The sequence below is a fragment of the Weizmannia agrestimuris genome, assembly GCF_943193165.1.
In the GTDB taxonomy this organism is placed as follows: domain Bacteria; phylum Bacillota; class Bacilli; order Bacillales; family Bacillaceae_C; genus Weizmannia; species Weizmannia faecalis.
On record NZ_CALPDC010000002.1, the window covers coordinates 216,888 to 241,582 of the forward strand.

The 24,695-nt window shown below is 48.0% G+C and carries 27 protein-coding genes; 17 read left to right on the forward strand and 10 right to left on the reverse strand.

What is annotated here, in order from left to right; translation table 11 throughout:
* Window positions 1-165 precede the first annotated feature (165 nt).
* From NFR98_RS02455 to NFR98_RS02465, 3 genes are all read left to right on the forward strand, one after another.
* A complete protein-coding gene (locus tag NFR98_RS02455; RefSeq protein ID WP_014098245.1) occupies window positions 166-861 on the forward strand; it encodes a C39 family peptidase in 696 nt (231 codons plus the stop codon).
* 261 nt (window positions 862-1,122) lie between these two features.
* Window positions 1,123-1,809, forward strand: a complete 687-nt coding sequence (gene rpiA / locus NFR98_RS02460) for a ribose-5-phosphate isomerase RpiA (protein WP_035189947.1) — start codon at window positions 1,123-1,125, stop codon at window positions 1,807-1,809.
* Window positions 1,810-1,862: 53 nt separating this feature from the next.
* Window positions 1,863-3,050, forward strand: a complete 1,188-nt coding sequence (locus NFR98_RS02465; protein ID WP_251459592.1) for a DHH family phosphoesterase — start codon at window positions 1,863-1,865, stop codon at window positions 3,048-3,050.
* Between the two features lie 149 nt (window positions 3,051-3,199).
* On the opposite strand, the gene NFR98_RS02470 is transcribed toward NFR98_RS02465, so the two are convergent.
* On the reverse strand, window positions 3,200-4,381 hold the full coding sequence (locus NFR98_RS02470) for an NAD(P)/FAD-dependent oxidoreductase (protein WP_251459594.1): 1,182 nt from the start codon (window positions 4,379-4,381) through the stop codon (window positions 3,200-3,202).
* Between the two features lie 34 nt (window positions 4,382-4,415).
* Window positions 4,416-4,865 carry a helical membrane plugin domain-containing protein gene (locus NFR98_RS02475; protein ID WP_035184804.1) on the reverse strand — a complete coding sequence of 150 codons (450 nt, stop codon included), beginning with the start codon at window positions 4,863-4,865 and terminating at the stop codon, window positions 4,416-4,418.
* Between the two features lie 576 nt (window positions 4,866-5,441).
* Here NFR98_RS02475 and proB point away from each other — a divergent pair.
* Complete coding sequence (proB, locus tag NFR98_RS02480) at window positions 5,442-6,536, forward strand: glutamate 5-kinase (protein WP_179234417.1); 1,095 nt, start codon at window positions 5,442-5,444, stop codon at window positions 6,534-6,536.
* The gene (locus NFR98_RS02485; protein ID WP_035184808.1) at window positions 6,537-7,784 is read left to right on the forward strand and encodes a glutamate-5-semialdehyde dehydrogenase; all 1,248 of its coding nucleotides are present in this window, start codon (window positions 6,537-6,539) and stop codon (window positions 7,782-7,784) included.
* 63 nt (window positions 7,785-7,847) lie between these two features.
* On the opposite strand, the gene NFR98_RS02490 is transcribed toward NFR98_RS02485, so the two are convergent.
* From NFR98_RS02490 to NFR98_RS02500, 3 genes are read right to left on the reverse strand one after another with little or no spacing between them, the layout of a single operon-like run.
* Window positions 7,848-8,912, reverse strand: a complete 1,065-nt coding sequence (locus NFR98_RS02490) for a permease (RefSeq protein ID WP_251459596.1) — start codon at window positions 8,910-8,912, stop codon at window positions 7,848-7,850.
* Window positions 8,900-9,124 (reverse strand): hypothetical protein, encoded by a 225-nt coding sequence (locus NFR98_RS02495; protein WP_251459598.1) that lies wholly within the window; start codon window positions 9,122-9,124, stop codon window positions 8,900-8,902. Before NFR98_RS02495 ends, NFR98_RS02490 begins: the two co-directional genes overlap by 13 nt.
* Window positions 9,117-9,836 carry a metallophosphoesterase family protein gene (locus NFR98_RS02500; protein ID WP_013859407.1) on the reverse strand — a complete coding sequence of 240 codons (720 nt, stop codon included), beginning with the start codon at window positions 9,834-9,836 and terminating at the stop codon, window positions 9,117-9,119. The genes NFR98_RS02495 and NFR98_RS02500 overlap by 8 nt, the downstream gene beginning before the upstream one ends.
* Before the next feature lie 202 nt (window positions 9,837-10,038).
* Between NFR98_RS02500 and selD the strand changes: the two genes are divergently transcribed.
* Both selD and mnmH read left to right on the forward strand, forming a co-directional pair.
* Window positions 10,039-11,088, forward strand: coding sequence for a selenide, water dikinase SelD (gene selD, locus NFR98_RS02505; protein ID WP_014098252.1), 1,050 nt, complete (start codon window positions 10,039-10,041; stop codon window positions 11,086-11,088).
* 33 nt (window positions 11,089-11,121) lie between these two features.
* The gene (gene mnmH, locus NFR98_RS02510) at window positions 11,122-12,168 is read left to right on the forward strand and encodes a tRNA 2-selenouridine(34) synthase MnmH (protein ID WP_014098253.1); all 1,047 of its coding nucleotides are present in this window, start codon (window positions 11,122-11,124) and stop codon (window positions 12,166-12,168) included.
* Window positions 12,169-12,252: 84 nt separating this feature from the next.
* On the opposite strand, the gene NFR98_RS02515 is transcribed toward mnmH, so the two are convergent.
* Together NFR98_RS02515 and NFR98_RS02520 are read right to left on the reverse strand one after the other, a co-directional pair.
* A complete protein-coding gene (locus tag NFR98_RS02515) occupies window positions 12,253-12,666 on the reverse strand; it encodes a hypothetical protein (RefSeq protein WP_061565756.1) in 414 nt (137 codons plus the stop codon).
* A 102-nt stretch (window positions 12,667-12,768) separates the two neighbouring features.
* Window positions 12,769-14,133 carry an FAD-binding oxidoreductase gene (locus NFR98_RS02520; protein WP_251459600.1) on the reverse strand — a complete coding sequence of 455 codons (1,365 nt, stop codon included), beginning with the start codon at window positions 14,131-14,133 and terminating at the stop codon, window positions 12,769-12,771.
* A gap of 92 nt (window positions 14,134-14,225) precedes the next feature.
* On the opposite strand from NFR98_RS02520, the gene fabG reads away from it, so the two are divergent.
* From fabG to NFR98_RS02535, 3 genes are read left to right on the forward strand one after another with little or no spacing between them, the layout of a single operon-like run.
* The gene (fabG, locus tag NFR98_RS02525; RefSeq protein WP_230951731.1) at window positions 14,226-15,086 is read left to right on the forward strand and encodes a 3-oxoacyl-ACP reductase FabG; all 861 of its coding nucleotides are present in this window, start codon (window positions 14,226-14,228) and stop codon (window positions 15,084-15,086) included.
* Between the two features lie 15 nt (window positions 15,087-15,101).
* On the forward strand, window positions 15,102-15,551 hold the full coding sequence (locus NFR98_RS02530) for a MaoC family dehydratase N-terminal domain-containing protein (RefSeq protein ID WP_017550424.1): 450 nt from the start codon (window positions 15,102-15,104) through the stop codon (window positions 15,549-15,551).
* A complete protein-coding gene (locus NFR98_RS02535; RefSeq protein ID WP_017550423.1) occupies window positions 15,548-15,952 on the forward strand; it encodes a MaoC/PaaZ C-terminal domain-containing protein in 405 nt (134 codons plus the stop codon). Before NFR98_RS02530 ends, NFR98_RS02535 begins: the two co-directional genes overlap by 4 nt.
* Before the next feature lie 35 nt (window positions 15,953-15,987).
* On the opposite strand, the gene gnd is transcribed toward NFR98_RS02535, so the two are convergent.
* Entirely contained in the window at window positions 15,988-17,400 is a 1,413-nt protein-coding gene (gene gnd / locus NFR98_RS02540; protein ID WP_014098259.1) for an NADP-dependent phosphogluconate dehydrogenase, read from the reverse strand.
* A gap of 289 nt (window positions 17,401-17,689) precedes the next feature.
* On the opposite strand from gnd, the gene NFR98_RS02545 reads away from it, so the two are divergent.
* The 3 genes from NFR98_RS02545 (at window position 17,690) to murB (ending at window position 19,420) form a co-directional block, all read left to right on the forward strand.
* A complete protein-coding gene (locus NFR98_RS02545; protein WP_014098260.1) occupies window positions 17,690-17,935 on the forward strand; it encodes a YuzB family protein in 246 nt (81 codons plus the stop codon).
* Between the two features lie 71 nt (window positions 17,936-18,006).
* Window positions 18,007-18,516 carry a DUF1189 family protein gene (locus NFR98_RS02550; RefSeq protein ID WP_061086794.1) on the forward strand — a complete coding sequence of 170 codons (510 nt, stop codon included), beginning with the start codon at window positions 18,007-18,009 and terminating at the stop codon, window positions 18,514-18,516.
* The gene (gene murB / locus NFR98_RS02555) at window positions 18,509-19,420 is read left to right on the forward strand and encodes a UDP-N-acetylmuramate dehydrogenase (protein ID WP_035184818.1); all 912 of its coding nucleotides are present in this window, start codon (window positions 18,509-18,511) and stop codon (window positions 19,418-19,420) included. The genes NFR98_RS02550 and murB overlap by 8 nt, the downstream gene beginning before the upstream one ends.
* A gap of 47 nt (window positions 19,421-19,467) precedes the next feature.
* On the opposite strand, the gene NFR98_RS02560 is transcribed toward murB, so the two are convergent.
* Window positions 19,468-19,806 (reverse strand): hypothetical protein, encoded by a 339-nt coding sequence (locus NFR98_RS02560; protein ID WP_035184866.1) that lies wholly within the window; start codon window positions 19,804-19,806, stop codon window positions 19,468-19,470.
* 167 nt (window positions 19,807-19,973) lie between these two features.
* Between NFR98_RS02560 and NFR98_RS02565 the strand changes: the two genes are divergently transcribed.
* The 4 genes from NFR98_RS02565 (at window position 19,974) to NFR98_RS02580 (ending at window position 23,033) form a co-directional block, all read left to right on the forward strand.
* Window positions 19,974-20,912, forward strand: coding sequence for an ABC transporter ATP-binding protein (locus NFR98_RS02565; protein WP_014098264.1), 939 nt, complete (start codon window positions 19,974-19,976; stop codon window positions 20,910-20,912).
* Window positions 20,909-21,856, forward strand: coding sequence for an ABC transporter permease (locus tag NFR98_RS02570; RefSeq protein WP_014098265.1), 948 nt, complete (start codon window positions 20,909-20,911; stop codon window positions 21,854-21,856). The genes NFR98_RS02565 and NFR98_RS02570 overlap by 4 nt, the downstream gene beginning before the upstream one ends.
* Before the next feature lie 182 nt (window positions 21,857-22,038).
* Window positions 22,039-22,503, forward strand: coding sequence for a VanZ family protein (locus NFR98_RS02575; protein WP_014098266.1), 465 nt, complete (start codon window positions 22,039-22,041; stop codon window positions 22,501-22,503).
* A gap of 80 nt (window positions 22,504-22,583) precedes the next feature.
* Complete coding sequence (locus NFR98_RS02580) at window positions 22,584-23,033, forward strand: Dps family protein (RefSeq protein ID WP_014098267.1); 450 nt, start codon at window positions 22,584-22,586, stop codon at window positions 23,031-23,033.
* Window positions 23,034-23,118: 85 nt separating this feature from the next.
* Here the strand turns inward: NFR98_RS02580 and NFR98_RS02585 are convergent, their stop codons facing one another.
* Window positions 23,119-24,411 carry an Nramp family divalent metal transporter gene (locus NFR98_RS02585; protein WP_014098268.1) on the reverse strand — a complete coding sequence of 431 codons (1,293 nt, stop codon included), beginning with the start codon at window positions 24,409-24,411 and terminating at the stop codon, window positions 23,119-23,121.
* Window positions 24,412-24,695 lie beyond the last annotated feature (284 nt).

Sequence of the window (24,695 nt, forward strand, 5' to 3'; positions counted from 1 at the left end):
TCAAGACTGGTTTCTCTGCAGGAATGGCGGCTTCCCGTGGCCGGCTTAAAAGCGGGACAGACAGTTTCCCGTGCGCTTCCCCGGCCGGCAGGGGTTAAAGTGCATACAGGAAAGAACGGAAAGACGGTGAATGCTTTCGCCATAACCGAAAGGGGAGTAGCACAGATGAAATCATCCAGGCTCATTTTTGCAGCAATCGTATTGATCGTCATGTTGCTCGCCTTAAATGAGTATCTGACCCATAAAGAATCGGCCCAAAAATCCGCGCAAAATAACGCTGCTGCCAAAAAACTGCTCGATGTGCCGATTATCAGGCAAATGGATGCGCCCCGCCTTTATAACGGCTGTGAAGTGACAAGCCTCGCGATGCTGCTTGTCGATAACGGTTTTCATGTGACCAAGAATCAATTGGCGGAAGAAATCAAGTATGTGCCGTTTACCTATAAAAACGGGCAGCACGGCAATCCGAACGCAGGTTTTGTCGGGAACATGGAGGATGGTCCCGGGTATGGCGTGTACCACGGCCCTGTTTTTGAACTGGCCAAAAAATATGCCGGCAAAAGAGCGGCGGATTTAACGGGACAGCCTTTTTCAAAAATCCTGGAAAATGTTGAGGAAGGGCATGCTGTCTGGGTGATTACGACAGCCCGGTTTCAGCCGGTTTCTGATTTCAAAACATGGGACACGCCCCAGGGAAGTATTAACATCACATACAGCGAACACAGTGTTGTCATTACAGGGTACGATCCAGGCCATATTTATGTGAATGACCCGTATGGAACAAAAAATAAGCAGCTTGGCCGTGAAGCATTTGAGAAAGCGTGGAAGCAGATGGGCAGCCAGGCCATTGTGATCCGGTGAACAAAAAGCCTGACGGAAAACGAGCTTCAAAGTTGTTGGATTGCCCGAAAAAGCGCAAAAAGCGGCCGCCCGTGAATGTATGCTTGTATAAGGCCCGGCATGTCCGGTTATATTATCCAAAAATGGCCCGTGTGTGTGCGTGTTGCGTTTAAACCTTGAAAGGCAGAGCGATTTTTTTATTTTCATTTCATGGCTGTTTGCGCTTTCCTTTATAATTCTTTAAGACTGTTATAAAATCAAAGTAAAGGCAGGTGCAGAGGTATGGACGGGAAAAAGATGGCCGGGGAGAAAGCAGCGGAACTCGTAGAAGATGGAATGATTGTCGGGCTTGGGACCGGCTCAACTGTTTATTACACGATAAAAAAATTAGGGGAACGGGTGCAAAGCGGCCTGCACATCACCGGTGTGCCCACCTCGCGTGCGACAGAAAAACTTGCGCGCGAATGCGGCATTCCGATAGCAGACTTGAACGACACGGCACAAATGGATGTGACCATTGACGGGGCCGATGAAGTGGACCCTTCCTTAAATGGCATTAAAGGCGGCGGCGGGGCGTTGTTGTTTGAAAAGCTGGTGGCAAAGGCATCAAAAAGAAATATCTGGGTGGTGGATTCCCGGAAAATGGTTCAACAACTTGGCGCTTTTCCGCTGCCGGTGGAAGTGGTCCCGTTCGGATACAAGCATTTGATGAAAACGTTTGAGCGGGAAGGATTAAACCCTGTCCTCCGGATGAAAGAAGGCCGGCCGTATGTAACAGACGGCGGCCACTATATCGTGGATATAAAGCTCAAATCGCCTGATATCGGCGCGTTTGGAGCCTGGCTTGATGGTTACACAGGTGTTGTTGAACACGGGCTTTTTCTCGGCATTTGCGATCTTGTTGTCATCGGGGACGGCAGCAAGGTATATACCAAGAACCGGGCGGAGGCAAAGAGCATTATTTTGTGAAAAAACAGCCGTATGGGAGACCATACAGAAAATTGAATTTCGGAGGAAGATTGATGTATCGTTTATTAACCCACAATGACCTGGACGGGCTTGGCTGCGGGATTCTTGCCAGGCTTGCATTCGGCAAAGACATTGAAATCCAGTATAATTCCGTGTCCGGTTTAAATACCCAGGTTGAAGCTTTTTTGAAAAAAGAACATAAAGAAGACATGTTATGGATTACCGATTTATCGGTCAATGAAAAAAATGCGCAGCTTCTTGATGCCTATGCCGCACAGGGCGGAAAAGTGAAACTGATTGACCACCATAAAAGCGCGCTTCACTTAAATGAGCATGAATGGGCTTCTGTCCAGGTGGAGGAAGACGGCAAACAGGCAAGCGCCACTTCTTTGTTTTATCGGTATCTGCAAGCGGAAGGAAAAATCAACCCGACAGGTGCTGTTGACGCGTTTGTCGAACTTGTCCGGCAAATGGATACATGGGAATGGGAACGCAACGGGAATATGCAGGCCAAAAAATTAAATGATCTTTTCTATCTGTATCCGATCGAAGAGTTTGAAGAGATTTTGCTACATAAACTTAGCGGCAGTGAAACGTTTTCATTTGATGATTTGGAAGAAAAGATCCTCGATCTGGAAGAGAAAAAAATCGAAAGATATATAAATGGAAAAAAGCGGGAAGTCTACCAGGCTGTGATTGACGGTTATTATGCAGGCGTTATTCATGCCGAGTCGCATCATTCCGAATTGGGGAATGCCGTTGCAAAAGAATACCCGCATCTCGATTATATCGCCATTTGCATGGTCGGAAAGAAACGGATCAGTTTCAGGACGATTCATGACCATATTGACGTATCGGAAATTGCCAAAAAATACGACGGGGGCGGGCACAAAAAAGCATCGGGGGCCGTGCTGACGGAAGAGGCGTTCCGGCAGTTTGTCGTCGAAACGTTTAAAACAGAACCGCTGAAACGCGATTTTGCCCATAACCAGTCCAATATCAAAGGGCAGGAAGCGGGATGTTTATACCAAAACCGCAGCGGGGAACCGATCTTTATTTATAAAGACCCTCAAAAAGGCTGGGCGATCGAAGCAAGAGGCTTAAAGCAGTCTCCTTCTTTTTCTGCCTTTGAAGAAGCGGAAAAATTTGTAAAGCGCCAGTTCCAAGCATGGCTTACCCACGATGAGGCGTATTTGGAATATATGGACAAAAAGAAAAAAAGAAGCAAAAGTGGTTTGTAAAGCTGCCCGGTGATGCCGGGCTTTTTTTCGTGCAGGTAGAGCCGGTTGCGGCCAAATTTGCACGAAAAAAAGCGCGGCCTGCAACTTAGGTTTGCCGGGGAAAAAGAGGCTTAAAAAAGGCGCATCCGCGTTTGGATGCGCCTTTTTCCTTAATATACAAGTGAGAATAACCCGTTAATATGGGCCAGGTAACGAATATTGCTTGCTTCTTTCATAGCGGAAGCAGGGAAGCCTTTTAATTGCGTTTGGTTTTCCCCGATAAACGCAATGGCATCTTTTCTGCCGAGGCTTGCAAGCGTACCGGAGTTGACCGGCTGGAACGTCTGCATTTTTCCGCCTTTTAAATAAGCATAAAGATTATAGCCGATCAATTCGCCCATTTGCCATGACATTTGTGCTGTTGGCGGATAAGGGCGTGCGCCTTCTGACGGGAAGACAACCGCGCTGTCGCCTGCAACAAACACATCCGGGTGGGAAGTGGATTGCAAAAAGGCGTTTACCGTTGCACGCCCGCGGTTTACTTCAATCCCGGAATTCGCAACGACACGGTTTCCTTGCACGCCGCCCGTCCAGACAAGCGTCTTCGTTTCGATTTTCTGGCCGTCTTTTAATTCCACGACATTGTCTTGGAATTTTGTAACAGGGATGCCTGTGAAAAATTGCACGCCGCGCGCTTCCAGGCTCTTCGTTGCCCGCTCAATCAGATTTGGCGCGAAGTTCGGCAAAATGGAAGGCGCCGCTTCGACACAAATAAGCGAGATTTCGGAAGGGTCGATCGCAAATTTTTTCGACCATACCGGCACCTTGTCCGCCAGCTCACCAACCAGTTCAATCCCGGTCAGGCCGCCACCGCCGACAACAAATGTGGCATCCGCTTTGTTTTTCGTTTTGACATACTGCGCAAGGCAGGACTCGATATGGGCATGAATGCGTTTCGCATCGTCCACTGATTTTAACAGAAAGCTGTTTTCTTCAAGGCCCGGAATGCCGAAGAAAGCTGTTTCGCTGCCGAGTGCGACAACGAGCACATCGTAATTCAGCTTAAAGCCGCTTCCGAGCGATACTTCTTTCGAATCAGGCGAGATTTTTGTGACTTCATCCACCTGAACGTCGACATCTTTACCTTTAAACAGTTTTCTGAGCGGAAGCGACACCCGTTTTTCAGAAACGCCGCCCGCCGCCAGACGGTGCAATTCCGTAATAATTTGATGGTCCGGCACACGGTTTACGACCGTGATCGCTGCATCGTCTTTTGACAAATATTCACGCGCTGATAACGCAGATAACAGGCCGCCATAACCGGCCCCTAAAATGACAATTTTTTTACTCATATGGATCCCCCGTTTTCATTAGTTCTCATTCACCTTACTGCTGTTTGCTGCGTTCTTCCGCGACTGCAAGATAAGACTGCAGGAAACGGAACAGCTTCTGGGCTTGCGGATCTTTCAGCAACCTCAACAGGCCGAACAATCCGATTGTGTCTGTGGACGTCTCGGCACGGTCTTTTGCTTCAATCGCAGTTTGGGCAAGCCCCTTTGCTTTTTCGGCAACGGGATCCAGAAAGCCTAGAAATCCGCCTTTAAAATCATTGACCAGCACTTTATCTGTCATAATGGATTGCGCAAAATCATAGGCTTTGTTTAACATGGTGACCAGTTCGGCCATTTTCGGCAGGCTTTCAACCAACACCGTCAAAGATTGCTGGATTTCCGGATCCAATAATTGATCCAGCAAATCTTTCTGTACGACTGCCGTTTCCGGGGTTACTTCCGGTTTTTCTTCAGGATTGCCTTTTTGAGCTGAAGTTTCTGCCATCTTCTATTTCTCCTTTTCTGATGGAATTCCCACACATATGTAGATGCAAAAAAATATACGGGTTCCCTGATTCCCCCCTCCTAATTGTGAATTTCCTCCCATAATTACGTACCAAGATTCACAAAGAAAGGTGATGAAACCTCATACATGACTAGTATATCAAATTTTCACCGTATAGAAAGTAATTTGCTTTCCATTTTCGGGGGAAATCCGCATGTAAGCTTATTTTCTGTCCCGGCTGCCTGGGTTATGCATAGCAAAATATTTTGCTTGCATTTCTGCGACTGCTGTTGTAAGATAATTAAAAATACTGAACGTGAACGAAGGAATAGTAGGCGGATCACCCTTGCATAAGAGAGCGGCACCCACAGGCTGAAAGGTGCAGCAGCAGGCGGCCTGCCGAACCTGCCTTCCGAGTCCCGGAAAACCGGGCGCAAAGTTTTGCGTTATCAAAAAAGAGCGGGGCGCAAATGTCGCCCAAAAAAGGTGGTACCGCGAAAAGCAAGGCCTTTTCGTCCTTTTTACAGGGACGGAAAGGCCTTTTTGTTTCACCTTTTTTAGAAGGAGAGAAAAGCCATGGAGAAAAACAGAGTCGTCGTAAAAATCGGAAGCAGTTCTTTAACAAATGACGCCGGTGAAATCGATGAACAGAAGTTTGCCGATCATATCGGCGCCCTTGTCGCATTGCACAAAGCCGGGCATGAGGTGGTCGTCGTTTCATCCGGCGCCGTCGCGTGCGGGTTCCGGCTGCTCGGTTACCCGGCGCGGCCCGTCACGTTAAAAGGGAAGCAGGCTGCTGCTGCTATCGGCCAGAGTGTGCTCATCCAGCGTTACAGGGAAGCGCTCGGTACTTACGGCTTAATACCGGCGCAAATTTTGTTGACCCGGAAAGATTTTTCCACAAAAGACCGGTACCATAACGCTTATTCAACGATAACAGAACTTTTGCGCCGCGGCGTCATCCCAGTTATCAATGAGAATGATTCCGTGTCGGTCTCAGAACTGACTTTCGGCGATAATGATATGCTGTCAGCGCTTGTCAGCGGGCTTGTCCACGCCGGATGCCTCATCATTTTAACGGATGTAAATGGGCTGTACAGCACGAATCCAAAATACGACCGTTGTGCGCAGCGCATTGATTTTATCGATCATATTACGCCCGAGATGATGAAAATGGCTGGAGGCGCCGGGTCGAAAGCAGGAACAGGCGGCATGTTGTCAAAGTTAAAAGCCGCAAATACAGCGGTTTCCCTCGGCGTCCGGGTGTTTATTGGAAAAGGAAAAGGGTGCGATAAACTCGTCAGGATACTCGAAGGAAAAGGGGACGGCACGTATATCGGAGCCACCCGCCCAGCTGTAAAGAGCCGGAAACAATGGATCGCGCTGTTTTCGGAAAGTGCCGGAAAAATATACATTGACCGCGGCGCGGAACAGGCTTTGCTGCAAAAAGGGAGCAGCCTGCTTCCGGCAGGCATTCAAAAAATTTCCGGCACATTCCAAAAAGGCGATGTCGTGGACGTCTACGGCGCAAAAGGGCTGCTTGGAAAAGGGGAAGTGCTTTACGGTGCAGAAGAGCTGTTGCGCGTGCTTATGAGGCCTAGCGGGCGGGCAGCAGAAGAAGTCATTCACCGCGATCATTGGGTGCCTTTAAACAGAAAGGGGCTGGGTTAAATGTCTGAAGCCGCAGAAAAAGGAAAAAAAGCGAAGAATATCAGCATGGTACTCGCCAAAAAAACAACGGAAGAAAAAAACAAAGCGCTTTTGGCGATTGCCCGTGTTTTGCTTGAGGACCGGGAAACGATCATTTTCGAAAACAAAAAAGACCTCAGGCGGGGGAGCCGGGCGGGCCTTCCGGAAAATATACTCGACAGGATGATGCTGAACGAGAAGCGGATCCATGATATGTCAGAAGCGGTCCGGCTGCTTGTGAAATTAAGAGATCCGGTCGGGGAAACGGTCGAGGAAATCAAGAAAGAAAACGGATTGCTCATCCTCAAAAAGAAAGTGCCGGTCGGTGTCATCGGCATGATTTACGAAGCGCGCCCGAATGTTACGGTCGATGCTGCCACGCTTGCGATCAAAACGGGCAATGCGGTCATTTTAAGGGGAAGCTCGTCTTCCATCTGCTCAAATCAGGCGCTCGTCTCTTCCATTCACCGCGCATTGGCGGAGACAGGCTTTCCTGAAGATGCCGTCCAGCTCATCGAAGATACAGGCAGGGAGGCGGCAACAGAAATGTTCCACCTTCGTGATTATCTTGATGTCTTAATCCCGAGAGGCGGGAAAAAGCTGATTGATACTGTTGTCCGCGAAGCTTCTGTACCGGTGATTGAAACCGGGGCGGGCAATTGCCATTTATATATTGACGAAACAGCACAGCCGGAAATGGCCGTGCGGATCGCAGTCAATGCAAAAACACAGCGCCCATCCGTCTGCAATGCTATCGAAACGCTTTTAATCCATGCGCATTGGCTCGCCCAGCACGGTGAAAAGCTGCTTAGCGCACTGGCCGAAAAAGGGGTGGAGATTTACGGAGACGAGCCGGTGCGAAAAATTTTTCCGGCTGCAAAAGAGGCGGCGGAAGAGGACTGGTATTGCGAATACCTCGCGCTTAAAATCAGCGTCAAAACGGTGGAAGATACAGATGAAGCGATCCGGCACATCAACCGTTACGGCACAAAACATTCAGAGGCGATTGTAACAGAAGACGGGGCCCGGGCGGAACATTTCATGTTCATGGTGGATGCCGCCTGTGTGTACCATAATGCGTCCACCCGCTTTACAGACGGTTTTGAGTTCGGATACGGGGCGGAAATCGGCATCAGCACCCAGAAACTGCATGCCCGCGGTCCGATGGGGTTGGATGCCTTAACGTCCACAAAATATTGGATTTACGGGAGCGGCCAAGTCAGAGAATGAATGCAAAACGGCGCGGCCAGATAGCCGCGCCGTTTTATTCATATGCTCCGGGCAATCGTTTGGTTAAAAAAACATTCCACATAATCCTGCCACAATCCCGACCACAACACAGGAGGCTGCAACAAACAGAAGGGTTTGTTTTGAAAACGACCGGCCAACCATGATCAAGGAAGGAAGGCTGATGGCCGGAAGCGTCACAAGCAGTGCGCTGGCCGGACCTGTCCCGAGCCCGAAAGCCATCATCGTCTGGACAATCGGAATTTCAGCTGCTGTCGGAATGACAAACAGCATGCCGGCAAGAGCAAGCAGGATCACCGCCGTAATGCTGTTTCCGGCATGCTGGCCGAATGCCGGAAACAACCAGAAACGGGCCGCACTTAACACAACAACCGAAAGCAAATAAGCCGGAACAAGATACAGGATCATATTTCCGGCGGCCTTTCCCCATCTTAAGAAAAAGGACCCGTTGTTTTCTCCGGCATCTGGCTCGAACTGGCGGATGTTCACCGGTTGTTCGTTTTTCACAAGCCGGCCCGCCAGCCAGCTGACCCCGAACGTCATGATAAGCCCTGCGACGATGCGGAGAAGGGTAAATTTCCATGATAATACAAAAGCCATGAAAATCAGCGTTGCCGGATTCAGCATCGGGTTACCAATCCAAAAGGCGAGTGCCGCAGGTGTGGACACTTGTTTTTTGCGCAGCCCGACTGCAATCGGTGCTGCGCAGCATGTGCACATCATGCCGGGAATGGCGCTCGCTCCGGCAATGACCGTACTTCCAAATGACGTTTTGCCGAGCACTTTAAGCAGCCATGCAGAAGGCAGGAGCACTTGCACGAGCGAACCGAGCAAAATGCCGAGCACGGCCGCTTTCCAAACAGCCTGAAAATACGCGATCACATATTGGAAGGTGCCATCCCATGAAAATGATGCCGATTTGCCCGGATCCCCGAGAATCGACGTCCCGATGGAATGCGTATGGGCGGCAAGCAAAGACTTCTCATAGTACGGCCACCATTTTACATAAAAAAGGCCGAATCCGGCAATGACGAGAAACAAAACGGCAAGCCAGGCCGCCTTTTTCCCGGATTGCTGTTCAGGTTTTGCCGTATGATTCACAACAGCCAAAGCAACAACATCTCCATTTCTATGACAGTAAAATTTATACCAATTGTTAATGATAACATAATAAGGTGAAAAAATAAATGGCGGGTGATGCCAAAGGCTGTCTCTTTTTTGGCATGGGGCTGCTGCGCTTTTTTATGCTCTTTCGTGAAAAATTTCACAAAAACTTCTGCCGAAAAAAACCCCCGGTTAAAACCGGGGGTGGGTTCAATCATTTTTTGCCCGGGTTAAAATGTCGATCAGCTTGTCTTTATTCGGATAATCGGAAGCTTCAAATAACCCGATCGTCTTTTGCACATCGTAGGAAACACGGACATTGGAAACCTGGTAATCGTGATCGCCAATTTCCACCATCGCATAAGAGGCTTTGGCGATCCCGTCAAACGGCAGACCGACACTGCCGAGATTGACAAACGTTTTGCCATCAAACGTGCGGATAAACGGCAGGTGGATGTGCGCGTATAAATAAATATCCGCGTCTTCCTGCATTAACTTCTCTTTCAACTTGCTGTTTTCACTATCCGGCGGCACATTTTCAAACAAACTGTACGGGGTGGCGTGAAATCCGTGAATTTTGATGCCGCCGTATTCGTATTTTACCTCTTCGGGGAGCTGGTGCAACGACTCCACTGCATTCTGCTCCATCCGGGAAACCGTCCAGTCCCGCTCCCGGTTCATCATTTCATAAGCCTTTTCCGGCACTTCGTTCATGCCGACACCCCTGTACACCCATTCATCAGCATTTCCTTTAATCACTTCCGTATTTAAAGCCATCACCATCTCATATGCCCGCTGTGGTTCCGGGCCGCGAAAGCAAAGATCGCCGAGGACAAAAATTTTATCGGCCCGCTTTTGTTCAATATCTTCCAGCACGGCTTCGAGCGCATGCGCATTGCCGTGAATATCGGATATAAATGCCAGTTTCAACGCGATCACCTCAAAAATTTGTTTCCTTTATTATACCATAATGGGTTGCGGGTTTATCCCGACCTGCCTGGTTTCACCACCGGGATCCGTTTTCAGCGTCCTCATTAGGCGGACGGAGCGGAAGAAAATGCATTTTGCTGCGAAGTGGTCTATAATGGTACAAGGATCAGACATGCTTTAAGAAAGGTCAGGTTGATGCAATATGGCACAATCAGAAAAAATAAAATTGACTTCACTGACAACAAAAGGCGGATGCGGATGCAAAATCGGTCCGGCGGATTTGCAGCAGGTGATGCGGACGCTGCCACCGAAGGCAGCGGATCCGAATTTGCTTGTCGGGCTCGATACGAACGATGATGCCGGCGTTTACAAGCTGACGGATGATTTGGCAATCGTGCAGACAGTCGACTTTTTTACACCGATTGTCAATGACCCTTATGCATTCGGCCAGGTGGCGGCGGCAAACGCAATTAGTGATATTTATGCCATGGGCGGTACGCCGCTAACTGCGCTGAATATTGTTGCTTTTCCGATCCATACCCTCGACAAAGCCATTCTTGCCGATATTTTAAAAGGCGCCGGTGATAAGTGCAAAGAAGCCGGGGTCACTTTAGCCGGTGGGCATTCGATTGATGACCAGGAACCTAAATTCGGGATGGCGGTGACTGGCACGATCCACCCGGCAAATATCCGCACGAATGCAGGGGCCAAACCGGGGGACAAGCTGATATTGACGAAACCGATCGGGGTCGGGATTTTGACCACTTCCATTAAACGGGATTTATTAACGGAAGAAGAGATCACACGCGTGACCAATGTCATGGCCACCTTAAATAAAAAAGCAGCTGAAATTTCCCGGGATTACACCATCCATGCTTCGACCGATGTGACCGGGTTCGGGCTTTTGGGCCATGCATCCGAAATGGCGCAGGGGAGCAAAAATGGGCTCCGTATTTACCAAGACAAAGTGCCGGTGCTGCCGCGCGTGCGTGAACTGGCGGAAGCAGGTGCTGTTCCGGGCGGCACAAAGAATAATTTTGCCCATATTGAAAATGTCGTCGACTTCCCAGAAGGCATGGACCAAATAGATAAATGGATTTTAAGTGATGCGGTCACATCAGGCGGCCTATTGCTGTCCGTTGCCGGCGATGAAGCGGAACAGCTGCTCGAAGAACTTGTAAAATCAGGGGTGGAAGCCAGCCTGATCGGTGAAGTCGTCGCGAGTCATCCCGGCCGTATCAAAGTGCAATAGTCCCATCAGGAACCATAGAAAGGCGGGAAATATTTGTTTCAAGACATTACCATTGAAGAAGCAAGAAAACGGATGGAGAAAAAGCAGCTCACATGGGTGGATGTCCGTTCCCCTTCCGAATACCGGAACGCAACGATTCCGGGGAGCGTGAATATTCCTTTATTTAATGATGAAGAACGGGCGGAAGTGGGGACGATTTATGCCCAATCCGGCAACCGCGCTGCGAAAGAACGCGGACTTGAAATTTTTTCGAAAAAGTTGCCCGGTTTTATCGAGGCTTTCCGTGAAATAGAAGGGGAAAAAGCGGTATTTTGCTGGCGCGGCGGTATGCGGAGCAAAACGGCGGCAACCGTTTTGGATCTGATGGACATCCATGCCTACCGGCTCCAGGGAGGCTACCGCGCCTACCGGAAATGGGTGACAGGTCTGCTTGAAAATATGGACTTTCATCCGGTTACGTATGTGCTGGGCGGCTATACAGGCACCGGTAAAACGTATATGCTCCGGGCGCTTGCTTCGGAAGGCTATCCGGTCCTTGACCTGGAAGGCATGGCCAATCATCGCGGCAGCATTTTCGGGGATATCGGCCTAAGCTCCCATAACCAGAAAACGTTCGATGCTTTGTTGGCAGAGCGCATTTTACAATTGAAAAATGCGCCGTATATTCTGATGGAAGCGGAAAGCAAAAGAATCGGAAAAGTAGTGGTGCCGGAATTTTTGATGGAAAACAAAGCGCGCGGCACGAAAATTATGATTGAATTGCCGGTGGAGGAACGGGTCCGCAATATTTTGGATGATTACCGGCCGTGGGAGAACAAAGAAGCGTGCATCCGTGCCTTTCAAAGCATCAAAGAACGGATTCACACGCCGGTTGCAAAAGAAATCGAGAAAGATTTACAGACTGAACGATATCATGAGGCCGTAAAATGGCTGCTCGAATATTATTATGATCCAAGATATGACCATTCGCTCGGAATAGAGGAGACAGAAAGGGTGAAAACGATCCGGGCCGGACATACCGACGAAGCGCTCGGCCAATTAAAAGAAATGTTAAAAACAGCCGGCCTTCCGTTGCACTAAAGCAATGGCAGGCCGGCTGTTTACATGTATCACTGCGGATTTATTTGGTACGCCTTATGGATTTGGCTCGCGGGTATGCCCCGGTCAGCAATGACAATCCCTGCCTGTCATGCCCGGGTAATAACCGTGCATCATTCCCGGGGCCATGCCCATCCCAGCGCCCGCATATCCTGGATAACCCGGCATTTGTCCATGGCCGTAACCGGCGCCTGTGTACCCCGGGCCCATCGGCATTCCCATATGCTGACCGTACCCCGGCATGCCGTACATGCCCGGATACATCGAAGTTGCGGGATGCTGTCCCGGGTACATTTGCCCTGCCATCGGATATTGCCCTGCCAAACCGTCTGCTGCTCCCATCTGGCCCATTTGCCCCATCGGACCGTAATGCTGCATCATATCCATATCATCATCATAATAAGGCTGGCTTCCCCCGGCATAGCTGCCGAAATGCCCTAACCCCTGAGATTGCGGATAATTTCCATATGTTTGTTCCATCTCAACCCACTCCTTTTCGGTGTTCAACATTAGAGTATGTGGATCAGGGCGCATGGTTATAGACATTTGCCCCAAAAAGTGAAAAAAATGCGGGCAAAAGCCTCAAATAAAGATTTTACCGGGGTTTAAAATATGATTCGGGTCAAACAGATCCTTGATTTTCTTCATCATCCCATAAGCGGGCCCGTGTTCTTCACGCTGATATTTTGCCTTTCCAATCCCAACGCCGTGTTCGCCTGTGCAGGTACCGCCCTTTGAAAGCGCAAATGACACAATATGTTCATTTAACGCCTGTGCCTGCCGAATTTCATTTTCATTTCCCATATCGATCATTAAAATGACATGATAGTTGCCGTCGCCAACATGGCCGACAATGGCCCCGTCCATGCCCATTCTGTCAAGCGTTTTGCGCGTATCTTCAATGGCTTCGGGAAGGAAATGAAGGGGGACACAGGCATCGGTTACCATCATTTTCTTTCCCGGCGTGCCGCGGACAAAAGCGTAGGCAAGTTTATGCCGCGCATCCCAGAGCTTATGGCGCGCTTTTTCATCTTTTTCAAACATAACATTTTTGCATTGGAATTCGGCAAGGATGTCTTTCGCAAAGTTGACATCTTGTTTTAACCCGGATTCGTTCCCTGTAAATTCCAAAAATAAAGTGGGCCATTCCGGATACGATGTCCCCATAAACCGGTTTGCCTGCTGAAGCGACCGTTTGTCAACCAGTTCCATCCTTTCCATCGGGATCCCGGCTTGGCGGATCGCGACAACAGCATCAACCGCCTGCCTGACCGTTTCGAAAACGGCCCTTGCCGCAACCATTGCTTCCGGAATGCCGTATACTTTTAAAGCCAGTTCGGTAATGACGCCCAGTGTCCCTTCAGACCCGACCATGAGCCCGTTTAAATGGTAGCCCGACGATGATTTTGCGGCAAGGCTTCCGGTATGAATGACCGTTCCGTCCGCCAGTACCACTTCTAAATCATACACCTGGTCGCGCATGACCCCGTATTTAACAGAAGTGGTGCCACTGGCGTTGGTCGCGGCCATCCCTCCCAATGTTGCATCCGCCCCCGGGTCGACCGGGAAAAACAAACCATACTTTTTCAGCTCCCGGTTTAACTGCGTGCGCGTCACACCCGGCTGCACCCGGACAATAAAGTCACGGTCAAGTACTTCTACCACTTTGTTCATCCGCATCATATCAAGCGTAATCCCGCCCTGATAAGGAATGACATGGCCTTCGAGACTGGAACCGAGGCCAAAAGGAATCACCGGAATGCGGTTTTCATTGGCAAAAGCAACCACTTTCCTTACTTGCTCCACCGACTCGGGAAATACAACAGCCTGCGGCAAATGGGGTGTATGATAGGATTCGTCCCTGCTGTGCTGCTCAAGAACCGTTTCATTTCCGCTGACCAAATCCGGGCCGATCAATTCTTTCAGTTTTAAAATAAAATTTTCCAAGCTTGCCACCTCTTTATGTATATTTCTACTTTTTATAATATACGAAAAATAAAGCGCTGACAAAATTTTTGGCAGTGGAGTGCTTGAAAGGGATGCACAAATATTTACAAAAGGAAGCGTTTAATTTAAACTGTTTACTGTATATATTTAAAACAAACAGAAAAATTCGAACATGCGAGGGGGGAGCGGTTTTGAAAAGGTTTGAAAACAGGGTTGCGATTGTAACGGGTGCAAGCAGAGGGATCGGCAAAGCCGTTGCAGCCGCCTTTGCCAAAGAAGGGGCAAAAGTCTGTCTCGTCGATATCAATGAAAAGGCTTTAGAAGAAACTGTAAAGGCTCTCAAAGAAAGCGGTTACGATGTATTCGGGCAGCTGGCGGATGTGGCAAACCGCACGCAGGTGGAAGCGGTGGTTTCAGCTGTGTGCACCCGGTATGGAAAGATTGATATTCTTGTCAACAATGCAGGCGTGATCCGCGATAATCTGCTGTTTAAAATGACGGATGAAGACTGGGATACCGTCATGAATGTCCATTTGAAAGGGGCGTTCCTCTTTTCAAGGGCTGTCCAGCAAAACATGGTTGAAAATAAATACGGAAGAATCATCAATACCTCTTCCACTTCCGCGCTCGGCAACCGCGGCCAGGCAAACTACGCGGCGGCAAAAGCGGGCATTCAGGGCTTTACAAAAACGCTGGCCTTTGAACTCGGAAAGTTTGGCATTACCGCCAATGCGGTTGCGCCCGGCTTTATTGAAACCGACATGACAAAAGCGACGGCTGAGCGGCTCGGCGTTAAATTCGACGACTTTATCGCATTTAATCAATCGATGATTCCTGTCGGTCGGACAGGAAAGCCGGAAGATATTGCAAACGCGGTCCTTTTCTTTGCGATGGAAGAATCGTCGTTCGTAAACGGCCAGGTGCTCTATGTTGCCGGCGGGCCGAAAGCATAATAAGGGGGCGGGCGGATGTTTGAAGAACTGATTGGAAAACGGTCAAATCCGGTCCAAAATACGATCGAAAGGGGCGCTGTCAGAAAGTTCGCCGAAGCCATCGGTGACCCGCACCCTGTTTTTACAGATCCTGCCTTTGCGGCTGAAAAAGGGTTTAAAGCCAACATCGCACCGCCGACATTCCCGGTCACGTTTGACTACGGGATAATAGAAGGCCTGGACCTTCCGAAAGCTGGGCTCATACACGGGGAACAAAATTTCGAATATCAACGGCCGCTCTATGTCGGAGAAGCATTGCACTGCTATAGGGAAATTGAAAAATACCAGGAAAGAAAAGGAAAGCTCGGACAGATGGGTTTCTTGTTTATAAAAAGCACGGCGGAAGATAAGAATGGTGAAATCGTCATGACCGCAACCCAAACGATTATTCTTTCTGAAACGGTCCGGAAGGGGATGAAAGGATGAACCTTCGCGCGAAAAAACCCGGGGACAGCCTGGAAAGCATGGAACTCCCGCCGGTTTCAAGGTTGGACTTAATCAAGTACGCTGGTGCTTCCGGCGACTTTAATCCGATTCATACGATCGATGAAGCAGCAGAAAAAGCCGGGCTGCCCGGCATTATTGCCCACGGGATGTGGACAATGGGAAATCTCGGAAAGCTGTTTACACCGTATGTTGGCGAAGGATTCATCGAAAAATTTAGCGTGCGCTTTGCGGGCATGGTTTTTCTAGACGATCGCTTGACACTGTCGGCAACGCTGAAAGAAGCGCAAGGCGCCCGGCAAACGTATGAAGCAGTGGTGGCCAATCAAGACGGGGGAAAAGTGATCAAAGGCGAAATCGTGTTCAAAATGTACGGAGAGTAAAAAAATCCCGCCAGGTGCGGCGGGATTTTTCTGAATTATAACTCAAGCCATTCCGTATGGAAGATGCCTTCTTTGTCAACGCGCTGGTACGTATGGGCACCGAAATAGTCACGCTGGGCCTGTAAGAGATTGGCAGGCAGCACTTCCGAACGGTACGAATCGTAATAGGCAAGCGCTGCGGACAAAGCCGGCACAGGTACGCCGAAGCGGACAGCTGTCGCGATGACTTCGCGCAACGCATCCTGGTAGCTTTCCACGATTTCCTTGAAATACGGGTCAAGGAGCAGGTTTTTAAGATTGCGATCGCGGTCGTACGCATCTTTGATTTTTTGCAAAAATTGCGCGCGGATGATGCAGCCCCCGCGGAAAATCATCGCAATTTCACCGTAATTCAAATCCCAGTTATATTCTTCCGAAGCGGCCCGCATTTGCGCAAAGCCCTGGGCGTAAGAACAAATCTTGCTCATGTACAATGCTTTTCTGACCGCTTCAATGAACGCTTTTTTGTCTCCTGAAAAAGCGGGTTTTTCAGGCCCTTTTAGCAATTTGCTTGCCGCTTTCCGTTCTTCTTTCATGGCCGAGATAAAGCGGGCGAATACGGACTCCGTAATCAATGGCAGCGGAACCCCTAGATCAAGCGCACTCTGGCTTGTCCATTTGCCTGTCCCTTTTTGGCCGGCCGTATCTAAAATGACGTCGACAAGCGGTTTGCCGGTTTCTGGGTCTTTTTTTGTAAAAATATCAGCGGTAATTTCGATTAAATAACTGTCGAGCTCGCCTTTGTTCCAGTCGGCAAACACTTCGTGCAGCTCGTCCGCAGTGAGGCCGAGGATATTTTTGAGCAGATTGTAGGACTCTGAGATGAGCTCCATATCGCCGTATTCGATGCCGTTATGAACCATTTTCACATAATGGCCGGCACCATCCGGACCGATATAGGTTGTGCACGGGTCACCATTTACTTTAGCAGCAATGTCTTTTAAAATCGGTGCAACAAGGTCGTATGCTTCTTTTTGCCCACCAGGCATGATCGAAGGGCCTTTCAGCGCGCCTTCTTCACCGCCTGAGACACCGGTGCCGATAAAATGGATGCCGAGTGCACTTAATTCCTTGTTACGGCGCTGTGTATCTTTAAAGAATGTGTTGCCGCCGTCAATCAAGATATCGCCTTTGTCGAGAAACGGTTTTAACTGCTCGATCGTGGCGTCTGTTGCTTCGCCCGCTTTGACCATCAGCAGGATTTTTCGCGGTTTTTCAAGCGAATGGACGAATTCTTCCATTGTAAAATAACCGAAAATATTTTTTCCTTCCGATTCTTTTAACATTTGCTCGGTTTTTGAACGGGAACGGTTGAAGACCGAAACGGTGTAACCTTTGCTTTCGATATTCCACGCAAGGTTTTTCCCCATGACGGCCAAACCGATGACGCCGATTTGCTGTTTTTCCAATGTAGACACCTCAACATGATTAGATTGTAAAGTCTTTCCTTTGCGCGCAGGTGGCTGCAAGCAAAATGGAAGTCTTACATTATTGTACCAAATATCTCCTGTTATTATAAAGAAAAAGACAGCCTGGCCGGAAAATATTTATATTTTCCGGGAAAGAAGTGTCCGTGTATACGATTTCCGATGAACGGGGACCTCCGGGAAAGCGCGCCTGTTGGGATTTTTTTAAAGCTTACAGTATAATGGATAAAGATGCCGTTTTACGGCTTTTAAGCAAAAGGAGGAAACGGGATTGGGCATTATTTTAGTCGAAATATGTGAAGGCAGCCTGATCAACACAATTGATGTGGAAGCAGAACTTGAATCCCGGTATCCTGAAGTTGCGGTGATTTCAAATGAATGCTTAATGGCGTGCGGGTTATGCACCTACAGTCCGTTTGCGATGGTGAACGGAAAAAGGATTTTTGCCAAAACGCCTGAGGCTTGCCTTGAAAAAATTAAAGCAGCAATTGAAACGGAATTAAAGAATCTGTCGTAAATGGTTCTCGTTTCAAATTGTTTTTTATATTATAATGTGGAGTGGAGCATTCGGGATAGGGGGATAGCAGGATGGATATTTGGACTGCGTTCAAATACAGCTGTTTATTGCCGGGAAAAAGAGCTGCTTTTCGTTTGAACAGGCTTCCGATGGACAGGACGGTTTTGTATGTGGTTCTGCTTGTTCTTATGGTTTCCTGTCTGCATATCCCTGCACTTTTAACCGGCGGATCCCTTGATGCCCTGAATGCCATCCAATTTGTTTTTTACTTTCTGTTCGCTTATGTGCTCGTTGTCCTGTGCGGCGTATTGGCGGGCATTTCTTTGCTCGCTTTTGCCGGATACGGGCTCAGGAAGCTGTGGAAGAGAAAACTGGCCTACCAGCATTTATGGAAAATGTCATGCTTTGTCATAACGGTCCCGTTCATTTTACATACAATCATTCATGAATGGTTTACGAAAAACGGTTTTGTTTCGGGTGTGGTGCTGATCGGGTATCCGCTTTTTTGTTTGGCGGCGATGATCCTCCACTATCCGGAAATAAAGAGGCATCAAAGCAAAGAAGGAGAAGAACATGGCTGAAAAGACAATTTTACAAGACTTGCGTTCGCTCATTTATCCGCGTCAAATTCTGGAAGATGAACCGTTAAGCAAATATACATTTACAAAAACAGGGGGAAAAGCGGATATTTTGATTTTCCCCGAGACATATGAAGAAGTGCAGAAGACGGTCCGTTTTGCCTCTCTGAACGGCGTGCCGTACACGATCCTCGGCAACGGCTCCAATCTGATCATCAAAGACGGCGGCATCAGGGGAATTGTGCTGATTCTGACTAGATTAGCGAAAATATCGCATACAGGCAATGACATTACAGCCCAGTGTGGTGCAGCCATTATCGATGTTTCGCGCTATGCTTTAAAGCAAAAGCTGACAGGGCTTGAGTTCGCCTGCGGGATACCGGGATCTGTCGGCGGTGCGCTGTATATGAATGCGGGGGCGTATGGCGGGGAAGTCAAAGATGTTCTGAAAAGCGCGCTTGTCCTGACCAAAACAGGCGAGATGAAAAGGCTTGAAAAAAGCGATTTGTCCTTCCAGTACAGGAAAAGTTCCATTGCGGAAAATGGGGAGATTGCGCTTGAAGGGACGTTCAGCCTGGAGCCGGGCGACGCACAGGAGATCAAAGCCAAAATGGATGAATTGACTGATCTCAGGGAATCGAAACAGCCGCTTGAATATCCATCGTGCGGCAGCGTGTTTAAAAGGCCGCCCGGCTATTTTGCAGGGAAACTGATCCAGGACAGCGGGCTCCAGGGGAAACGCATCGGGGGCGTCGAGGTTTCGACAAAGCATGCCGGGTTTATGGTGAATGTCGGCGGCGGAACGGCAACGGATTATATGAATTTGATCAAATTTGTCCAAAAAACGGTAAAAGAAAAATTTGGGGTAGATCTTGAGACAGAAGTAAAAATTATCGGGGAAGATTAAAAAATATCCCGGTTCTTTTGCATGTAGCAAAGGAATCGGGATGTTTTTCATCCTTTCCGGCGGATATCGGTTAACCGGTTTCCACGGTATTTGATGTACACTTGGTCGCCAATATTAAAATTTAAATACGTATCGCAGTCGATCGCAAGCGTTTTGCCGTTATTGAATGCGATCGCGCAATACGGTTTTGTCGTTGTTGGTGCCACTTTTATTTTTCGCTTTGTTTTCACACCGGTTGCAACCGGCATTTCTTTCCGGTTGGGCGTGTAAAATTTATCGATAATCTTTACGCGCTGATAGCTTACCGGGCGCTGAAAAAAGATCAATCCTGCAAGCACGGCCAGACAGATGATGAATAAAGCCAGTTTCCATTTCAGTTTTTCCATTGTCATCCCTCTACTCCCAGAACGTCTCTATGAATATCTTTATGGGGCTCTTCATTAAAATATGTATATACCACAATCAAATGCTTTTTTAACCGAATCTTTTTTGAAACTTTTTAAGGCCAGTTTCGTATATGGATTAGACTCGTTTAGCAGAAAGTAGGGATGTTATGAGTGAAATGGCGCTCTCGGTCAAAGGGATTACAAAACAAATCCGCTCGCGCAAAATTGTGGACCAGGTCAGTTTTGAAGTGAAAAAAGGTGAGGTTTTCGGCCTTCTCGGTCCAAACGGCGCCGGTAAAACAACGATTATCCGGATGATTGTTTCATTGATGAAACGCACAAGCGGGGAAATCTTTATTAACGGCAAAAGCCTTGATAAAGATTTCAAAGGGGCTTTGAATGAAATCGGCGCGATCGTTGAAAATCCGGAATTTTATCCGTACATGACCGGCTATCAAAATCTCGTCCACTATAAGAGAATGTCAAGGAAACCCGTTTCCGAAGAGAGATTATGGGAAGTCGCAAAGCTTGTCAAACTGGAAGATGCCCTTAAACAAAAAGTCAAAACGTATTCGTTGGGAATGCGGCAGCGGCTCGGGGTTGCCCAGGCGATTTTGCACCAGCCTTCGTTATTGATCCTTGATGAGCCGACAAACGGCCTTGACCCGCAAGGCATCCGCGAATTCAGGGGCTATTTGCGGGAGCTGGCAGGAAGCGGGGTATCTGTCCTCGTTTCCTCGCACCTGCTTTCAGAAATGGAACTGATGTGCGACCGTTATGCCATTATTGAAAAAGGGAAACTGATCCATATTGAAACGATGGCAGAAACGACAACGGTAAAACAGGATGACCGCCGCGATATCTTGTTTGCAACGGATGACAGCGAAAGCGCGAAGCAGACGGTGGAGAAACAGCTCCATTTTCCGGTTTCCATTGTCGATGATACGCGTATTTTGGTTTCGGCAGCTTACAAAGACGCAGCCGTTATCAACGCAACATTGGTAGGAAGCGGCTGCAACGTCTATGAAATTCATTTTGAAAAGAAAACGCTGGAAGACCGTTTCCTTGAACTCACGAATCATACAACAGGGGAGGAAAATCAATGATCGCTTTAATCCGAAATGAATGGATGAAAATATTTGCCCGGAAAAGCGCATGGGTCTATATGCTCCTGATTGTCGCGTTCGTGCTAATTGCTGCACTGTTTTACAATAAGGTGTACGGCAAAGACGATCCAAACTGGCGTACGAAAATCGAGAAAGAAATCAAAGCGGATGAGGCGCTAATGAAAAAGGATCCTGAACAATACGCGGACCTTGCGCCAACCATCCAAAAAAACCAAGATTATTTGAAATACAATATCAATCCGGATGCCCATTCAAACTGGCATTTCATGAACAATGTGGTCATTCCGCTCGGTTCATTTGTCACCTTGTTCAGTGTGATCGTTGGGAGCGCCAACGTTTCATCGGAATTTGCATCCGGGACGATTAAGCAACTGATGATCCGCCCGCATGCGAGATGGAAAATTTTGCTGTCCAAATACATTGCTGTCACAGCCTATGCGGTATTGCTGCTTGCCGTTCTGCTTATAGCCGGCTATTTGATTGGCCTTCTTTTTCAGGGATCCGGCAGTTTCCATATGAAAATGATAGAAAATACTGTGGGTGACAGCCAATATAAAATTAAAGAAATCGGACCGCAATTTTTCCTGAAATTTGCCCTTTATTTGCCGAGCCTTGTCATGGTAAGCGCGATTGCGTTCATGCTTTCGACCTTGTTCAAGAGTCAGGCTCTGGCTGTTGGAATCGGCATTTTTGCCCTGTTTATCACAAACACACTGGGTGGGATTATTCTATTTCTGATGAACCGGTACCATTGGCTGAAATTCCTGATTTTCCCGCATTTGGACTTGTCTGTTTATGCGTACCAGGATAAACTTACAGACGGTGTCACCTTGCCGTTTTCATTAATCACGCTTGCTGTTTATTATGTCGTTTTTATGACCTTGACCTTTTGGTATTTTCAAAAACGCGACATTGCGTTTTGATACAACGGGTAAATTCAGGTACAATGGCTGTAAAAGGCCGGGTGAAGGAGGGATCTGCCAGAGCAGGTCTCTCTTTGCTTTTTTAAAGCGGCGGACGCATCAGGCTGTACGGGCGGCGCATAGCGTGTGCACCCGCCGAATAGGATGATAATGGGGGCTTGCCCGGACCGCTGGAGGATGATATGGGAAAAAATAACCGGAAAAAAATCAATGCGGCCGTTTTGTTCATTTTCATTGTGTATGCTGCTTATTTAGCGGAACTTTTGTTCTTTATCCCGTACCGCCATGCGCCCAATTCTGCCAGCCAAAATATCATTCCGTTTAAAACGATCCGAATGTATATCCTTTATTACCGTTACTTTCAATTTGAAGTCTGGTTTTCCAATCTGTTTGGGAATATTTTCATGTTTATGCCGTTCGGGTTTTTCCTGCCCTTTCTTTTCAGGCGGCTGAGAAAGGTCTGGATAATGGGATTGCTGTCGTTTTTGGCATCGGCTTTGGTGGAAACCATTCAAGGATATTTCCATGTCGGAGGTTTTGATGTGGATGATATTTTGCTGAATACAACGGGTGGATTGTGCGGTTACGGTATCTTTTTACTGGTCCGCAAGCTTGTGAAAAAAATCAAAATTGAGATTTGGCGTTAAATATGCATAAGAAAAGCCCTGCGGTGAAAATCTAACGAGGACCAATCAATGGCCGGCCTGTAAAAGGGGGGAAGTATGCATTGGATGAAGAAAAACTGGTCCGATTTTTAAACCAGGAACTTTCAAATTTTACAGTGCTTTATATCAAACTGCACCGTTACCACTGGTATATTCAGGGAAAAAACTTTTTCACGCTCCATGCTTATTTTGAAGATTTGTACCGGTCATTTTCAAAACAAATGGATGTGCTTGCCGAAAGAATTTTGGCAATCGGGGGACGGCCGCTTGCGACCATGTCGAAATTCCTTGACCAGAAGACGCTTGTTGAAGCGAGCGCGGATAATGAAGAGGGCGAACTGCTGCAGCAATTAAGGGAGGATTTGGCGCAGTTGGCAAAGGAAATCCGGGAAACGGGGATTCCGCTGGCGGAAGAAAACAAGGACAATGCCACCGTCAATCTGCTCACCCGTTTTCTGACCCGGTTTGACAAAGATATTTGGATGCTGGATGCGATGGCGGACAAACGGTAAATGCCGCTACTTTTTTCCTAAGCCGTGAAAAAGCAGCGGCAAATAAAAAAACAGCCTTTCCATTTGATGGAAGGGCTGTTTCACTTTATATAAATGTATCAATCAAAAGGAACAGATTCAGGCATACGACGAATCCTGCCACGATCCACGAGATGATGCTCGTTATCCGGTGGTTCACCAGTTCACCCATGATCTGTCTGTTGCTCGTGAACAGAATCAGCGGGACAAGGGCAAAGATGATCCCGAATGAGAGAATGACCTGGCTTATTACAAGCGCGCTTGTCGGGTTGGTGCCCATCATGATAATGAGAAGCGGCGGGATCATTGTGATCGCACGGCGCAAATAAAGATTGATCCGTTTGTTGATAAACCCTTGCATGACGACATCACCGGATAATGTGCCGACAGAGGAGCTGGAAAGCCCTGCAATCAAAAGGCCAAGGCCGAAAGAGATCGCCGCTGCCGGTCCGATATGGGTGTAGAACTCACGAAACGCGACATCCAGATCTTCCACGACAAGGCCGTTTTTATAAAATACACTGGACGCAATCACAAGCATGCTCATATTGATGGCCCCGGCGATCACCATTGCGATGATGATGTCGATCAATTCAAATTTGAAAATTTTTCTTTTTTCCAGCTCGTTTTTTCCGACGATTCTGTTTTGCGTCAATGAAGAGTGCAAATAGATGGCATGGGGCATGACGGTGGCGCCGAGAATGCCGGCAGCCAGGACAATGCTTTGGATGCCATCGAATTTTGGCGTGACAATCCCACCGAATACTTTTACCCATTCCGGTTTTGCCAGAAATGTTTGCAAAGCAAAAGCGAGCACGACAATCATCACAAGGGCGGCAATCACTGCCTCAAACGATCGGTAGCCGCGGCGCTGCAATTCGAGGATAGCAAACGATCCGACTGCTGTAATCAATGCGGCCGGCAAAAGCGGAAGGCCGAAAATTAAATACAGGCCTAAAGCTGCGCCGATAAATTCTGCCAAATCTGTTGCAATAATGACTAACTCACTTTGAATCCATAAAAAGATCGACACCGGTTTTGGAAAATGGTCATGTGCCACTTCCGGCAAATTTTTCCCGGTTGCAATGCCGAGCTTTGCGGAAAGGGACTGGATTAAAACGGCCATTAAGTTTGAAAAGGCAATGACCCAAAGCAGCATATAGCCGTATTTCGATCCTGCCGTAATATTGGTGGCAAAATTACCGGGATCGATATAAGCAACGCCTGCAATGAAGGCCGGGCCTAGGAAAGGCAAAATCCGTTTTAACCCTTTCACATCCCCCCGTAGTACAGCTTGTGCGCTCGTTGTATTATGGGACGTGCGGCCTGGCATTTTTTGGCTCATCGTTTTTTCACTCATAGATGTTTCCCCTTTCTTTAATTTTAACCCTGAAACAAAAAAGTTTCCTTAGGGAAAACTTTATCTAGTACTATTGTATTCAATGTTTGCGAAAAAGTAAACCTTTTGCATGCATTTTCCCCTGTATTTTTTATGGAAAACATGCTTTTTGTTCATTATGCCCGATTCCTGTGCTGTTATGGCTTCTGCTCCGGGAAGTTAAGTCCGTATAATTGTGTAAAAAGGGTTATCTGAATATGAGGGAATATGGAGTATAGGGGCTGTTTTTCTGGAGGGGGCTGGCC

What these genes read in the sequence shown, in the direction of transcription:
- NFR98_RS02455 (WP_014098245.1), top strand. Translation starts at nt 166, where the DNA reads ATGAAATCATCCAGGCTCATTTTTGCAGCAATCGTATTGATCGTCATG.
- NFR98_RS02560 (WP_035184866.1), bottom strand. Translation starts at nt 19,806, where the DNA reads ATGGAAAAACTGAAATGGAAACTGGCTTTATTCATCATCTGTCTGGCC.
- murB (WP_035184818.1), top strand. Translation starts at nt 18,509, where the DNA reads ATGGCTGAAAAGACAATTTTACAAGACTTGCGTTCGCTCATTTATCCG.
- NFR98_RS02470 (WP_251459594.1), bottom strand. Translation starts at nt 4,381, where the DNA reads ATGAGTAAAAAAATTGTCATTTTAGGGGCCGGTTATGGCGGCCTGTTA.
- rpiA (WP_035189947.1), top strand. Translation starts at nt 1,123, where the DNA reads ATGGACGGGAAAAAGATGGCCGGGGAGAAAGCAGCGGAACTCGTAGAA.
- NFR98_RS02550 (WP_061086794.1), top strand. Translation starts at nt 18,007, where the DNA reads ATGGATATTTGGACTGCGTTCAAATACAGCTGTTTATTGCCGGGAAAA.
- fabG (WP_230951731.1), top strand. Translation starts at nt 14,226, where the DNA reads ATGCACAAATATTTACAAAAGGAAGCGTTTAATTTAAACTGTTTACTG.
- NFR98_RS02535 (WP_017550423.1), top strand. Translation starts at nt 15,548, where the DNA reads ATGAACCTTCGCGCGAAAAAACCCGGGGACAGCCTGGAAAGCATGGAA.
- NFR98_RS02515 (WP_061565756.1), bottom strand. Translation starts at nt 12,666, where the DNA reads ATGGAACAAACATATGGAAATTATCCGCAATCTCAGGGGTTAGGGCAT.
- selD (WP_014098252.1), top strand. Translation starts at nt 10,039, where the DNA reads ATGGCACAATCAGAAAAAATAAAATTGACTTCACTGACAACAAAAGGC.
- NFR98_RS02570 (WP_014098265.1), top strand. Translation starts at nt 20,909, where the DNA reads ATGATCGCTTTAATCCGAAATGAATGGATGAAAATATTTGCCCGGAAA.
- NFR98_RS02585 (WP_014098268.1), bottom strand. Translation starts at nt 24,411, where the DNA reads ATGAGTGAAAAAACGATGAGCCAAAAAATGCCAGGCCGCACGTCCCAT.
- NFR98_RS02475 (WP_035184804.1), bottom strand. Translation starts at nt 4,865, where the DNA reads ATGGCAGAAACTTCAGCTCAAAAAGGCAATCCTGAAGAAAAACCGGAA.
- NFR98_RS02485 (WP_035184808.1), top strand. Translation starts at nt 6,537, where the DNA reads ATGTCTGAAGCCGCAGAAAAAGGAAAAAAAGCGAAGAATATCAGCATG.
- NFR98_RS02530 (WP_017550424.1), top strand. Translation starts at nt 15,102, where the DNA reads ATGTTTGAAGAACTGATTGGAAAACGGTCAAATCCGGTCCAAAATACG.
- NFR98_RS02575 (WP_014098266.1), top strand. Translation starts at nt 22,039, where the DNA reads ATGGGAAAAAATAACCGGAAAAAAATCAATGCGGCCGTTTTGTTCATT.
- NFR98_RS02465 (WP_251459592.1), top strand. Translation starts at nt 1,863, where the DNA reads ATGTATCGTTTATTAACCCACAATGACCTGGACGGGCTTGGCTGCGGG.
- proB (WP_179234417.1), top strand. Translation starts at nt 5,442, where the DNA reads ATGGAGAAAAACAGAGTCGTCGTAAAAATCGGAAGCAGTTCTTTAACA.
- NFR98_RS02495 (WP_251459598.1), bottom strand. Translation starts at nt 9,124, where the DNA reads ATGATTGAACCCACCCCCGGTTTTAACCGGGGGTTTTTTTCGGCAGAA.
- NFR98_RS02565 (WP_014098264.1), top strand. Translation starts at nt 19,974, where the DNA reads ATGAGTGAAATGGCGCTCTCGGTCAAAGGGATTACAAAACAAATCCGC.